This window comes from Synechococcus sp. BL107, from assembly GCF_000153805.1.
In the GTDB taxonomy this organism is placed as follows: domain Bacteria; phylum Cyanobacteriota; class Cyanobacteriia; order PCC-6307; family Cyanobiaceae; genus Parasynechococcus.
Genome location: NZ_DS022298.1, coordinates 1,736,899 through 1,750,335, shown reverse-complemented (window position 1 = coordinate 1,750,335; position 13,437 = coordinate 1,736,899). Strand labels below are relative to the sequence as shown.

General features: G+C 56.2%; 10 protein-coding genes. 2 read left to right on the top strand and 8 right to left on the bottom strand.

Annotation, left to right across the window (positions count from 1 at the left end):
- Nucleotides 1-5 precede the first annotated feature (5 nt).
- From BL107_RS09120 to BL107_RS09085, 8 genes are all read right to left on the bottom strand, one after another.
- On the bottom strand, nt 6-1,025 hold the full coding sequence (locus tag BL107_RS09120) for an NAD(P)-dependent oxidoreductase (protein WP_009790046.1): 1,020 nt from the start codon (nt 1,023-1,025) through the stop codon (nt 6-8).
- Nucleotides 1,022-2,080 (bottom strand): uroporphyrinogen decarboxylase, encoded by a 1,059-nt coding sequence (gene hemE, locus BL107_RS09115; protein ID WP_009790045.1) that lies wholly within the window; start codon nt 2,078-2,080, stop codon nt 1,022-1,024. The genes BL107_RS09120 and hemE overlap by 4 nt, the downstream gene beginning before the upstream one ends.
- A 119-nt stretch (nt 2,081-2,199) precedes the next feature.
- Nucleotides 2,200-4,494, bottom strand: coding sequence for a 1,4-alpha-glucan branching protein GlgB (gene glgB / locus BL107_RS09110; protein ID WP_009790044.1), 2,295 nt, complete (start codon nt 4,492-4,494; stop codon nt 2,200-2,202).
- Nucleotides 4,495-4,552: 58 nt separating this feature from the next.
- Nucleotides 4,553-5,263 (bottom strand): DUF3887 domain-containing protein, encoded by a 711-nt coding sequence (locus tag BL107_RS09105; RefSeq protein WP_037988940.1) that lies wholly within the window; start codon nt 5,261-5,263, stop codon nt 4,553-4,555.
- 11 nt (nt 5,264-5,274) lie between these two features.
- The gene (locus BL107_RS09100) at nt 5,275-6,870 is read right to left on the bottom strand and encodes a CocE/NonD family hydrolase (RefSeq protein WP_009790042.1); all 1,596 of its coding nucleotides are present in this window, start codon (nt 6,868-6,870) and stop codon (nt 5,275-5,277) included.
- The gene (locus BL107_RS09095; protein WP_009790041.1) at nt 6,860-7,126 is read right to left on the bottom strand and encodes a hypothetical protein; all 267 of its coding nucleotides are present in this window, start codon (nt 7,124-7,126) and stop codon (nt 6,860-6,862) included. The genes BL107_RS09100 and BL107_RS09095 overlap by 11 nt, the downstream gene beginning before the upstream one ends.
- A 61-nt stretch (nt 7,127-7,187) precedes the next feature.
- Nucleotides 7,188-7,592 (bottom strand): DUF4332 domain-containing protein, encoded by a 405-nt coding sequence (locus BL107_RS09090; protein WP_009790040.1) that lies wholly within the window; start codon nt 7,590-7,592, stop codon nt 7,188-7,190.
- Nucleotides 7,589-8,041, bottom strand: a complete 453-nt coding sequence (locus tag BL107_RS09085) for a Ycf51 family protein (protein WP_009790039.1) — start codon at nt 8,039-8,041, stop codon at nt 7,589-7,591. The genes BL107_RS09090 and BL107_RS09085 overlap by 4 nt, the downstream gene beginning before the upstream one ends.
- Before the next feature lie 66 nt (nt 8,042-8,107).
- On the opposite strand from BL107_RS09085, the gene BL107_RS09080 reads away from it, so the two are divergent.
- Nucleotides 8,108-12,535, top strand: a complete 4,428-nt coding sequence (locus BL107_RS09080; protein ID WP_037988421.1) for a translocation/assembly module TamB domain-containing protein — start codon at nt 8,108-8,110, stop codon at nt 12,533-12,535.
- 2 nt (nt 12,536-12,537) lie between these two features.
- Nucleotides 12,538-13,431 (top strand): ROK family protein, encoded by an 894-nt coding sequence (locus BL107_RS09075; RefSeq protein WP_009790037.1) that lies wholly within the window; start codon nt 12,538-12,540, stop codon nt 13,429-13,431.
- Nucleotides 13,432-13,437 lie beyond the last annotated feature (6 nt).

Below are 13,437 nucleotides of genomic sequence, written 5' to 3'. Positions count from 1 at the left end.
TGGAATTAAATCAATGAATTGACTTTACGACTCCTTCTTGGTTTCCCGCGATTGGGTAGGCCGGAATCGATAAGAACTGTTTCTAGGTTTGGAGCATGACTGGTTCCACCGAAGCGCTCAGGAGCGCTGACTGGTGAGTGAATGAAGTGTCGCTGACGGATGCTGAATCGATCCCAATCGTTGATCTCAATCGGAAGGATGCGGATCAGGGCTTGAATCAGCCATGGCCACATCGGAACACCAGGTGTGCGTTTAACGCTACGCCAGCGGCAAAGAGTGACCACGGTTTGATCTACTGAAATCGCTTGCTGACCCATCACAATCCGACGAAGACTTCCCTGACCAGGCTCCTGATTGGCCTCATGCGCATGTGTTGCCAAGTGACCACAAATGCGAGCGATATCTTCGGCATGGATGAAATGAAAACTTGCATCGGCGCGTAGCCACCGAGCCAGCCACAACCATCGACTGGCCTCCGCTAGTCCTTCTGTGAGGTAGCTGGTGGGGAAAACACTTGTGCCATCGACTCTGCCGCCGAACACCAGCGTTGGGAAAACAGCGATGATCCGATCGGCGAAGCGATGCGTCTCAAGGTCTTGCAGGCAACGCGCCTTGGTTTGGATGTATTCGGTCCCGTAGGCCAGGGCCTCTGGGAGAGGATTGAGGTTGCGATCGAGAATGCTCGCTGTGGAGAAATAAATAATCTGTTCGACAACATCTGGGTTGAGCAAAGCAAGCAGGCGCTTCACCGCCACAACATTCACCTGTTCGGCTCGTACCGGATCCCCCCACGCTGTCGCGGTGTGAATGACGCGGGTTACCGATGCCAATTCTTTGGCAAAGCGATCCGTGTCACGTAGGTCGCCGACAAGCAACCGAATGCGCGGCTCATCCGCAGAAATTGCTGTGAGTTTTGTGGGATCTCGCAGCCAAAGCAGAAGTTCTGCATCGGTGTTGTCGAGGAGCCAGCGGGAAACGTATTGACCAACGCAACCGCTAGCGCCAGTAACCAGGATCCGGTTCAAGCGAGGGTCCCAATCCGATCCATCACGGTCTTGCCAGAACGGAAGAACGCTTCCCCATTTTCCTCAGGGGTGCCAGGAAGAATGCCGTGGCCGAGATTGAGGATGTGGCGACGTCCGCGCGCTTTCCGAACCGTGTCATCGATGCGGGCTTGGATCGCATCTGGTGTTCCGAAGAGCAAACCTGGATCCACATTGCCCTGCACACCGATGTGTTCGGGAAGGCGGGCGCAGGCCTCGGCCATATCCACAGTCCAGTCGAGGGAAATGATGTCGACCCCAGTTCTTGCCATGCGTTCGAGCACCCCTGCGCTGCCAGAGATGTACAGAACAAAGGGTGTGTCTGGATGGGTTTGTTTCACCAGATCGACCACCTTTTTCTGGTATGGAGCGGCGAAGGTGTCGTAATCCGCAGGGCTGAGTTGCCCCGCCCAGGAATCGAACATCTGGACCACTTGTGCACCTGAATCGATTTGGTATCGCAGGTAGTTCGCGATGGATTCAGCAAAGTGATTCAACAGCGTGTGCAGGAGTTCCGGCTCTCGGAACGCCATGGCCTTGATCACCGCGTAATTTTTGCTGCTTTTGCCCTCCACCACGTAGGCAGCAAGGGTCCATGGGGCACCAACGAAACCCAAAACGGCGGCCTGATTACCGACGGTTTTGCGAAGACGACCCAGCACCTCACCAACAAAGGGCATGGATTCAGCTGGGTTCAAAGGACGCAGAGCTTTCACCTGCTCCATCGACCGAATCGGGTCTCCTATTTGGGGACCTTTGCTTTCGATGATGTCGAAATCAATTCCCATCCCTGGAAGCGGGGTGAGGATGTCGGAGAACAGGATCACTCCATCGGGTTTGAAGGCCTCGAAGGGCTGCATTGAGATCTCATAGGAGAGATCAGGGTTCTCTGAGCGCTCGCGGAAGCTGGGGTATTTATCGCGCAGATCCCGATAGATCTTCATGTAACGACCCGCTTGTCGCATCATCCAAACGGGGGGACGCTCTACCGATTCACCGCGTGCAGCGCGCAGTAGTAGTGGCAGCGTGTCGCTCATCTAGCCGGATCAATTAAGCCGGAAACCTACCTGAAGCAATGCATTTGCTAGTGGGTTTCCGGCCAACTGTCACCGGCTTCGTCACATGCCCGTTGTTTGAGGCCTGAATCGGGTGGAATTCAGGCCATTGGCGAGGAGGATTCGATCAGGGTGCGTTTTGGATTGTGCTGGAACACCACCAAGCTCAGTGGTGGCAGGCAAAGATCCAAGGAGTTTTCATAGCCATGGATGCCACAAGCATCCGTGGGTTTGCCGCCCATGTTTCCGAGGTTGCTGCCGCCGTATTTGGAAGCGTCGGTGTTGAAGATCTCTTCGTAGAAGCCCTCGAGTGGAACACCAACGCGGTAGTTGGCATGGCTCTGTGGCGTGAAGTTGGCCACAACCACAAGCCAGGTTCCACTGGCGCTGTCGCGTCGCATGAAGCTGATCACGGAGTGGCGATTGTCGTTGCAATCAATCCACTGGAAACCAAACTGATCAAAATCATCGCGCCATAAGGCTGGTTGAGCCTTGTAGAGCACATTCAGATCATCAACCAGGCGTTGAATTCCTTTGTGCGGCTCGTAATTCAGTAGATCCCATTCGAGATCTCCCCAAACATTCCATTCCGCCCGCTGGCCAAATTCCATCCCCATGAAGATGGTTTTCTTGCCGGGGTGGGTCCACATGTAGGCCAAAAGAGCCCTTGTATTGGCGTACTTCTGCCAATCATCGCCAGGCATCTTATGAAGTAGATGACTTTTCCCATGAACAACTTCATCGTGGCTTAGGGCCAACATGAAGTTCTCCGTATAGGTGTACCAAATGGAGAAGGTGATGTTGTTTTGGTGGAACTGACGGAACCAAGGGTCCAACTCGAAATAATCGAGCATGTCGTGCATCCAACCCATGTTCCATTTCAGGTTGAACCCGAGTCCGCCCATGTCAGTGGGTTGGGTCACCATGGGCCAGGTGGTTGATTCCTCCGCAATCGAAAGGGCGCCTGGGTAGTGCTGGAACAGCACATGATTGGCTTGTTGGAGAAAACGAACAGCCTCCGTATTTTCTCGACCACCATTTTCGTTGGGTAGCCATTCCCCATCCGGCCTTAAATAATCCCGATAGAGCATGGAGGCAACAGCATCCACGCGAATTCCATCGATGTGGAACTGTTCAAACCAAAAAACGAGGTTGGCAACAAGAAAGTTGCGAACTTCATTTCGGCTGTAGTTGAAAATTAGTGTTCCCCACTCTTTGTGTTCACCAATGCGTGGATCACCATGTTCATAAAGATGGGTGCCATCAAAGAAGGCCAATCCATGGGCATCTTTTGGGAAGTGTCCAGGAACCCAGTCGATGATCACGCCAATTCCTTCGGCGTGACAGCGATCAACAAAGGCACGGAACTCGTCAGGGGTGCCGTACCGACTGGTAGGGGCATACCAACCGGTTACTTGGTAGCCCCAAGAGCCATCGAAGGGATGCTCGGTGATCGGCATCAATTCGATGTGGGTAAAGCCTCGCTCCTTCACATAGGGGATGAGGCGATCCGATAACTCGGCGTAGGTCAGCAGTCGAGCGCCTGGCTTCATATCCGCCGCGGGAACGGGTGCCCGCGGTTCGCCATCCGGTTGGATCCAAGGCTCATCTGCAGAAGCATGGATCCAACTTCCTAGGTGCATCTCATAAACAGAGATCGGTTGGTCGAGTGCGTTCCGACTGTCTCGATCCTGCATCCAACCAGCGTCGGACCAGTTGTATCCCTCAAGCCGTGACACAACGGAGCTGTTATCGGGCCGAACCTCGTGTTGAAACCCGTAGGGATCCGCTTTCTGATAGCAATGCCCTTGCTGGGAGCGAATTTCGTATTTGTAAAGGGTGCCGGCGTCTAATCCGGGGATGAACAATTCCCAGATTCCCCCGAGACGTTTTTGCATCGGGTGATGGCGCCCGTCCCAAGAGTTGAGATCGCCGAGGATCGAAGCACTTAGGGCGTTCGGTGCCCACAAGCAGAACATCACCCCATTGATGCCATCGATCTGGGTGAGGTGAGCCCCCATCCGTTGCCAGATGTGGTGATGATTTCCTTCCGCAAAGAGATGGCGATCCATCTCCCCCATCCACTCTTGGCGAAAAGCCCAAGGATCATGTTGTTCGTGCGTGATCCCTCCCCGCACAACTCGCACCTTGTAGTTGGTGCCTGGATCTGAGGATGTCGAAGCCTCAAAAATCCATGGGTGGTTGGGGGTGGATGTGACGATCTCTTCGCTGCCGAGCAGAAGGGTCACCTTTTGAGCTTCGGGCATCCAGACCCGCACGGTCCATCCCTGGTCCCCGGGCTGCGGGCCCAGTATTGACAGGGGGTGGTCGTGACGGCAATTCTCTAGCCGTTCGCCGTCCTGAACCATCCAGTCGAGGACCGCAGCGCCACCCATGTGTGAGATATGAAGTGGCGCGATGTTAAGCCGCTTTTCGTGATCGGTTCGTTGGGAGTCAGACGAAATCTCTCGAGATGTCGACGTTGATGATCCGACCTTGTTCATCGAAGATCACAAAAAGGTTGGACGTCGCTTTACCGAACGCCACAGCAACCAGTACCAACTGCTGGTCCCCTCCCTGGCTAGCAATCACCGCATCCTTCAGCTCACGGAAGCCGCCGGAAACGCGATTGAGCTTGGTCCATTTGCGCTCCAGATCAGCTGGAGACAGCTCTTCTTGCAATTGGAGAGAGAGTTTGCTCCTGGCGAAGACCCACTGTTCTGCAACAAGGTGTCGAACGAATTCAAGAGCTGTGGCTTCAATCGGTTGGACCTGTTGACTCCATTTCCAGGCCAGCAACTTCCCATCTTCATCGAGCACCATCAACAGGGGTTGATCGCCATCTGCTGTCACCACAACCGCATCAATGGTTGTCGTGTTGTACCCAGGAGCAACCCCCACCACGCGGGTGCGGCGAATGCTGGTGAGCTTGTTGAGACGCTGTTGAACCTTGTCTTTGCTCACGCTGGTGCGAACCGCTTCGGCCAGGGCTCCATGCAGTTCATCCCCATCCCGATCTTTGAGGGCCCCTAACGCCAGCTCGGCGGCAGCGGTGGCTTCAGTTGCGGACAGTTCAGTTGTTGTGAGCTGCTCTCCATCCTGTGGAGCGGCCATACCCATTGGGGCTGAAAGAACGAGAGCCAGCAGGGCGGCGGACAGCTTCACGGCAGGACGAATCACTCGCCATCCAGTTTGCCGGAGTTCATCGGGATGAGCTGCAGCTTGGAGTCAGTGAGATGCAATGTCAGTGTCACCACACGGTGTTGGGGAGAGGGTGCACCCGATGGCGTGGTGTCGTCACCGGGATTGACTCCAATGGCAGGCCAGGCAGCTGCGGCAATGGAGAGCCGCAGTTGATCCCCGGCTTTCAAGGTGGCCAGTAGGGGTTGCAGTTGCACGACATGCTCCAAGGCCATTTGTGCTCTGCTCCCGAGAACTCTTAAAACGCCGGTGCTGAGTTGCTCGGCCGTGCTCCCCCCTTCACAGCAACGAGAAAGACTGACGCAGAGGTCAAATCCGGGATGGTCAGCTTGAGCCCTGAGGCTTAATTGGGGGTGGCCGAAGAGCTGGAGTTCCGTTGTTAGTGGCGGAGTGTTGAACGTTGCTACATCGGTGCGACGGTCCAGCGTTGCCCTGTCTGCAGGCCCAGCACTCGGGCTGAGATGTCCGCCGATGGCAGGCATGGGGCGCCAGGGATCGTGCACGATCCACTCGGTTCCCATCCCGGAACAATTTGATTGGAGTACTCCGTGGGTGGGATCGGTGCAGGCCAGCCCCGAGCTTTGCAGTGACCACTTGATCGCCGGAGGCGTGCATTCCTCTTGCCAACAGGATTGTGTGATGTTCCAAAAATGCGTTCGCTGGGTTGAGCGCACGATGTCCGCTCCCTTCAGGTGTTGGCTGAAGAAGCGCAAGAGTTGTGTTTGAACGCCTGGCCACCATTCCAAGTGTGTGGCTGGCCCCACCATGAGTTCTGGAGAACCGCCAGCAGCTTTGCTTCTCTGCCAAAGCTCCAGGAGCCCTGAAAGATGGGGATCCCACCATCCACCCAGCAACAACATGGGTTGCTTTAACCAGCTGGATTGAACGGGATGGATCGGCCAGTGATCACGATTCCGAGGGTCGCGCTGGAGCCATGTCCATGCCATGCCTTGAGGATCGTTCTCCTTCAGCAGGTTGGGACCTTCCCTGAGATAAGTGCCGTCTTCAAGGCTGCGACGAATTTTGTACCAGGCTTGATCATCACCACGTCGTTTGGCTTGAAGGGCGGCTAGCTGCAAGCCCCAGCCCAGCCCGAGATGCCACCAATGAGCACCTCCTGAACAGCTCCAGTCGTCACGCTCATCGAGTCCTGCCATCGCTGGTGCAAAGCAATCCGGTGGCGGAGAATTGGCTGGTGCGAGAAGTTGCGTAAGGCCTTGATAGGAGAAGCCGTAGCAACCCAGCTTTCCGTTGCATTCGGGGAGAGCGCGCACCCAGGCATGGGTTTCTGCTGTGTCGTTCGCTTCTTGGGAGAAGCCACTAAAAACGCCATCGGAATCGCCTTGCCCGCGAACGTCCTGGACGACAACAAGAAAGCCCTGCTGGGCCCACCAGGCTGGATGGGCATAGGTCACTGTTGAAGCGATGTGTCTCCCATAGGGCTGGCGCATCAACAACGCCGGCCACGAACCTCCCGATTCGGGAAACCAAAGCTTGGAGATCAGCCGAACACCATCGGTAAGGATCAGGCTCTGATCCCGAGATCGAATCGCTGGGCTATCAGCGAACATTTGGACAGTGCATGCCCACGACGTATGTCACCAAAATTTCGGCATCGTCGTGGTTCAAATTGCGACTCTTCGCAATCGAGTCGATGGATTGTTTTGAATAGGCCGATTCGCCATTCTCATTGAATGTTTTGAAATCGCTGCACATGCCTTTGGCTTGCTGTGGATTTCTCTTGACGTCCTTCAGCAGTTCAGAGCTGGCGGAAACAGCGCTCGTTTGCAAGCCGAATAGGGCTAATCCGATTAAAACGTTTCGCATCAGATCCCTAGACGCTCTCCATCAATAAACAGTCCTTTCTTTGGGTGGGGATGGTCTGAGGTCAGTTCATGAGTTGTTTGGCTCGGTTGATCCAGTCTTGAGCCACGTTCAGATCAACAACGGCTTGGCGACGGGTTCCCAGACTGCGCTCAAGTCGTCCTGTTTGTCGCACCAAACGCTCCGGAGTGCAGCTGGCCAAGGCCGGAATCGAAGCGATTCCAGCGTGCATCAGAAGCGCTGCATCCTGGGGGGGAAGGTCTAGAGCACAAACCAACGTTGCGATGCCGCGTAATCGCTTGAGGTTGCGCGCTGATGCCAGTCCGCTCCTGGCAAGACGACTGAGCTGCAGCTCATCAATGGCTTGCACCGCAGGCCAGGTTGTGATTCCTGCCCGTAGGAGTTCTTGCTGTTCCCGTCGGAACGACTGGGGTAGATCCTTGAACGGCTGCGTTGTGGGCGATGTCATTCCCCTGAAGCAGCTTGGAAGTCACGCACTGTTTCACCAAGAATCACGGGTCGGCCGACGCCTTGTCCGATGGACTCGATACCCCTTAAGCGCACAACAACGGTGCGGCTCCCTCGCCCAGATCCACGCAAATTGCCAGCGATTTGTTCGAGCGTTGGGGTGATCGATGCAGGATCGATGTCGATGGGGATTTGTGCGATGACAAGATCGCTGCCGTTATCAAAAACAATCGGAGCCCGAACAGCTCCTTCAATCACAACCGGCGGGGTGTAGCTGACCCCGAAGGCCCAGCTGCTGATGGCCAATAAAAAAGTAAAGCTGCTCACCCCCACGAGTCGGAAACGAATTCCCCAGCGAGCGATAAATCCCACCACGGTGAGGCCAGCGAGCCCGAGGCCCGTCCAGGCCAACCATGGCGCTGCGGTGAGGAGCAGCTGATCAAGGGCCATCAAGTCTGGTGTCTTTTCGACAGTCTCCTTATATTGCGCCTGCCTTGGTGCCCTTTGTCGCGTTTGATGCGGATAACGCGGCGAAAAGTCCTTCCGATCACCGGCGGCTTTCTCCTGATCAGTGCAGGGGTCGTTGGACTGCATGCCATGGATCGATGGACTGCAGCCGAAGTTGATCGATGGCGGCCAGCCCTGGAGCGTTCTCTTGCTGGGCCCGTCGGTCATCCGATCCGCATCGGTGCGTACCAAGGTCTTCGCCCATTTGGACTGGCGTTCGGTCCAAGCCGTATCTCGCCCTCCACGGTCGATCCTTCGCAGGTTCGTTTGGCTGGCTTCACGGTGACGTTGGATCCCCTGGCCAGCTTGCGACGCTGGAAACCCGTGGTTGCCTTGAAACTTCGTGGATTAGAGGCACAACTTCAACGCAACGACGCTGGGCGCTATTGGACCTTCGGCGGGTCCAATAGCAAGAATCCCCCTCCCAATCTTGAGCTTCGTTATTCCTTTGATCAGCCTGCACGGTTCACCCTTAAGCCGGGTAGTGATGAATTAGCGCTTCAAAGTCGCGGAGCGATTCGGCTCGACGACTCCAGTTTTCAGACGTCGTCCAGCGTGAGTTGGTTGGGACAGGCGGGGACGTTGCGTTTGGACGGCAGTGGTCGTTGGGATCGACCCCAGTTCGACCTTCGTACCCGTGCCAAGTCCATTCAATTGAACAGGCTTGCGGCCTTCTTGCCGTTGTCGGCCGAAGCTGCTGTTGGTGGGCAGCTGGATGGTGATCTGCGGTTGCGTTGGTCTGGCAAAACGTTGGGATGCGAAGGGGATCTCAATATCAATCGTTTTCGGGTGCAGACGACGGCCCTTCCCAGCGAACTTCGCTCGGGTCGGATTCGCTTGGAATGTCAAAAAGAGCGTGTTCAACTTGCACCTGTGCAGATGCGAAGTGGTGACATAACGACCACAGCATCAGGGTCGATTGAATTTCAAAGGCGGCTGCAGTTCAAGTTGGCTGTGCGTCGCCGATCAAACGATGACGCGCTGAATGTTCAGATTGCGGGGCCTTGGGCAGCTCCTACTTGGCGTGTGGCGGGGCGATTCAGTCCCAAGCCCACATCAATGTTGCAGGGCCCGGTTTCTCTTCAGGGGGATGGAAGGGTCGTTCTTGACCCATCCGCTCAGCCTCGTTTGGTAATTCGAAATCTGGGGTTAAAGGCACCAGGGGCGCGTTTGGCTGTGTCCGGCGAATTGGGGCAACGCACGCAGCTTCGAAGCACTGAGTTTTTGATGCTTCCTGCCTTTTGGGAACAAGTTCCTTCCCTCCAGGCCACATTGGGTGTAGCGGCTCCGGTCGAAGGAGAGCTTGCGATTAACGGGCCGATCAATTCCCCCGGAGTGCAACTCAAATTTGCTCAAGCCAAGAACCCGTTGTTGGACCGTTGGTCGTTGAAGGCTCAATGGTCTGCAGCGCGTTCGGTGCTGGACCTTGATCAGTTCAGCAGTCCGTTGATGCGTGCCTCAGCAAACTTGCCACTTGCCTGGTCTGACGGAATGGTGCAGACCGGCGATCTGCAGGCGGGGCTCGAGCTCCAATCCTTCGATCTTCAACGTCTATCAGCTTTGGTTGGGACGCCGCTTGGGGGCACGTTGTCCGTGCGCGGTCGTTTGGCCGGACCGCTGGATGCTTTGCAGCCGAACCTCGCCATCAGCCTCGATCAACCGCGGGTGAGTTCTATTGCTCTATCGGAACTCTGGAGTGGACGTCTTGAGGGGGGGGTTGGTGATGGGGCCCAGTTGGAGATGGCCTCGGCGAGTTCGTTTGCTGATGGAGCACTCACTGCCGATTTTGCTGCCAATGGCTGGCCCTCTTCCCTCCGGCTCAAGCGCGGTATGGGCTTTCTCCGCCTGAAGGGTGATCAGCGGGGATACAGCTGGGACGCTGCCGGATTAACGCTCGATGGAATCCAGGTTGCGATCCCAACTCAACAACGCTTTGAGTCCATTGCAGGCGAGCTCAACGGTTCCGGTCAACTGGCTTTCGCGCCGTTGAGCTTGAACGGCAGGCTCACGGTCGAGGCACCACGCATCGGGGCTCTTGCGATGCAAAAAGCTGTATTGGAGGGGGGGCTTCAGAACGGCCGGTTTGAAGCAAATGCCGTCCTCTCGCCTCTTCTTGGATCGCTCACGATCAATGCCAAGGGGGTGGTGAATGGGGCACTTAACAGTCGGGTTGATGCCAATGGACTCGACGTGAATTGGCTTCTGGGTTTATCCCGTCAACTGCGCGGTCCAGTCCGTCTTGATGGAGTGCCCTTGGGTCGTGCTGATGATCTTGGAACGTTGGTGATTAATACGTTCGGTGGGTCGTTAGACGGCCAATTGAAGGCCCTGATCAAGGCGCGTCAGGCGTTGAGGGTGTACGCCCTAGCTCACCCAGATCAAGGGCCGCAGTTGGAACGTCTTGAAGGACGGCTCGATGCAGTTGCCACCTTGAAAGGTCCGCGCTTGAAGGAGCTTGTGGCTGATGTTCAAGCCAAAGCGCATCTCTGGACTAATGGTGACGATCAAGCCCAAGCTCTGCAGCTGGAACCGGTTGTAGCAACCGTGAAGGGTCCTCTCTTTGGGGGGGTGGGGAACTTCAGCTTCTTGCATCTGCCCTTTCCCTTGCTGGCGCTGATTGCCCCTGTTCCACCAATGATGAAGGGGGCTTTAGGGGCCAAGGGGAGTTATGACCTCAGGGGTGAATCGCCGCTGATTCGTTCTTCCCTCACCTTGGAGTCGGCGACCCTTGGCGATCAGCCGCTTCGTTTTGAGCGTGATTCGCTGGTCGTCAAAGACCAAGCCCTTCGGCTGGATTTGGCCCTGAAGTGTGGTGAGAGCGATGAAGTGGTGGCGATCTATGGCGCTGTCCCGTTTGATCCTTCGTCTGAGCTCAATCTTCAGGTGGAAAGCCATGGAGATGCCTTGAACTACCTGGCGGCTTTATCGGGAGGCAACGTCAAAATTCAGGCAGGCAGTACAGATCTACGTCTGATTTTGCGGGGTTCGCTGACCCAGCCTGTGGCCAATGGCTTCGTGGTGGTGTCGGACGGCAACATCACGCTGGGACAGCAGAACGTGAGCCGAATTAATGCCTCGATGCTCTTTGATTTTGATCGGCTTGAACTTCAGCGGCTCGAGGCTCGTGTGGGTTCCGACGGCACCCTGAGCGGAGCTGGATCCATTGGTTTATTTCAAGAGAAAGTGGTGGAGAGTCCACTCACCTTTGCGCTTACGACGGCCAAGATCCGTCAGGAGATTGCGCGCTATCAGGTCGATGGAACTCTGATTGTCAAAGGGGCTTTGGCACGGCCGTCGATTGGCGGTGAACTCACCCTGTCCGATGGATTGATCACGCCGCGATCGGGGGTGTTGGCTAAAGCCCGACAAGGGAGCTTGAGACCAGGTCTCTTGCCGGCAAATCAGTCCGGTGCTTCGGACGACACACCCTCCGACGTGTCCATGATCAACCTTGTGGAGGAGAAGTGGGATTTCAAGGATCCCTTGGTGTTGATGGGTCCTGGTACACCGTTGCCTGCCTCGCAGGAGCGGCTGAAGAACTTGATGCCAAACCTGCCCGCCGTGCGCCTTGAAAATCTCAGGCTGGCCTTGGGTCCGGACTTAGAGGTGAAGATGCCCCCCTTCATCAGCTTCCGTGGTGGTGGACAACTTCTACTTAACGGACCGTTGGATCCGTCATTGCAAGCGCGCGGCTTAATTCGACTTGAAAAAGGACGCGTCACCCTTTTCACCACGACATTCATTTTGGATTCAAAGGTTTCGAATGTGGCGGTGTTTACCCCTTCTATGGGGCTCGTTCCCTACGTCGATGTCGCAATGAAAGCGCGGGTGTCGGATGGCGTCAGCATCGGCGAGTCCGACCGGGCAACCACCGCCAACGTGTTTGAGACCAATGGACTTGGCGCTCTGTCGATCGGTGATGGTCAATTAAATCTCGTTCGCATCACCGTGGAGGCCACTGGACGGGCCGATCGCTTCATGGGAGATCTCAAGCTGCGCAGTTCTCCACCAATGGGTAAAGCTGAGCTGATGGGATTAATTGGTGGCAACTCCTTAACCGGTTTGGCAGGAGGAGGGGGTGCGGCCTTGGCCACGGTGGTGGGTCAGTCTTTGCTCTCGCCAGTGATTGGAACGCTCACGGACGCCTTTGGCCAACGAATGCAGATCGCGCTCTTCCCCACTTACGTCAACCCTGAAGTGAAATCAGAAGAGGAACGCACCTCTGGCCTCGTCCCTCCCACCTTCACCCTGGTGACTGAAATTGGTTTGGATGTCAGCGACCGCTTTGACCTGTCCGTGATCGCGGCACCGAATAATTCCGATGTCCCTCCTCAGGCCACGGTGAGCTACCAAGTCACCCCCAATACGAATGTGACGGGTTCGATGGATACCAATGGCACCTGGCAAAGCCAATTTCAGGTGTTCTTCCGGTTTTAACGATGTCCTCTGATCAGGTCATCGGTATCGATCTGGGTGGGACGGCGATCAAGTTGGCGCGTTTCAACCGTTCTGGGGATGTGCTGGCAGAACTGCAAATTCCGACGCCTCAACCTCCAGTTCCTGGGGCGGTAACGATGGCCTTGTGTGAAGCGATCGACCAGCTGGACCCCGATCATCTCGCCGATCTCGTCGGTGTTGGTTTGCCCGGGCCGATGGATGCCAATGCACGGGTCGCCAGGGTTTGCATCAACCTCTCAGGTTGGGACGACGTCCCTTTGGCGGATTGGTTGGAACCTCGATTGCAACGTCAAGTCACCCTCGCGAATGACGGAAACTGTGCCGTGGTTGGGGAAGCCTGGCTTGGGGCGGCTAGAGGATTCGAGGATGTCGTGTTGCTCACCCTTGGAACAGGTGTTGGGGGGGGAGTGATTCTTGGGGGTGCGTTATTCACCGGCCATAACGGTGCCGCGGCTGAGCCCGGTTTGATTGGCATTCATCCGGATGGTCCGCCTTGCAACAGCGGCAACCAGGGATCTTTGGAGCAGTTCGCCAGCATTGCGGCGTTGCGACGTCTTTGTGACGTCGATCCCAGAGAACTGAGTGATCGAGCCGACGCTGGTGATCTTCAGGCAAAGGCCATCTGGCAGCAGTACGGAACAACCCTTGGCGTTGGGATCGCGTCGTTGGTTTATGTGTTCACTCCTCAGCGTGTTCTCCTCGGCGGTGGTTTGGCTGCTGCGTCCGCTCACTTTCTCCCTGACGTTCGGCGTGAAGTGGAGGCCCGTGTTCAGGCTGTGTCACGGGAAGGGCTATCGATCGAGGCCTGTGCGCTTGGTAATGGTGCTGGCCGTCTTGGCGCTGCTCGTTTGGCGTTGCAGCGTCTCAGTGGCTGAACCCGA

Excerpts from the sequence above, each read along its gene's own strand:
- hemE (WP_009790045.1), bottom strand. The coding sequence starts at position 2,080 with ATGAGCGACACGCTGCCACTACTACTGCGCGCTGCACGCGGTGAATCG.
- glgB (WP_009790044.1), bottom strand. The coding sequence starts at position 4,494 with ATGGGTGGCGCTGCGGTCCTCGACTGGATGGTTCAGGACGGCGAACGG.
- BL107_RS09100 (WP_009790042.1), bottom strand. The coding sequence starts at position 6,870 with ATGTTCGCTGATAGCCCAGCGATTCGATCTCGGGATCAGAGCCTGATC.
- BL107_RS09095 (WP_009790041.1), bottom strand. The coding sequence starts at position 7,126 with ATGCGAAACGTTTTAATCGGATTAGCCCTATTCGGCTTGCAAACGAGC.
- BL107_RS09090 (WP_009790040.1), bottom strand. The coding sequence starts at position 7,592 with ATGACATCGCCCACAACGCAGCCGTTCAAGGATCTACCCCAGTCGTTC.
- BL107_RS09085 (WP_009790039.1), bottom strand. The coding sequence starts at position 8,041 with ATGGCCCTTGATCAGCTGCTCCTCACCGCAGCGCCATGGTTGGCCTGG.
- BL107_RS09080 (WP_037988421.1), top strand. The coding sequence starts at position 8,108 with ATGCGGATAACGCGGCGAAAAGTCCTTCCGATCACCGGCGGCTTTCTC.
- BL107_RS09075 (WP_009790037.1), top strand. The coding sequence starts at position 12,538 with ATGTCCTCTGATCAGGTCATCGGTATCGATCTGGGTGGGACGGCGATC.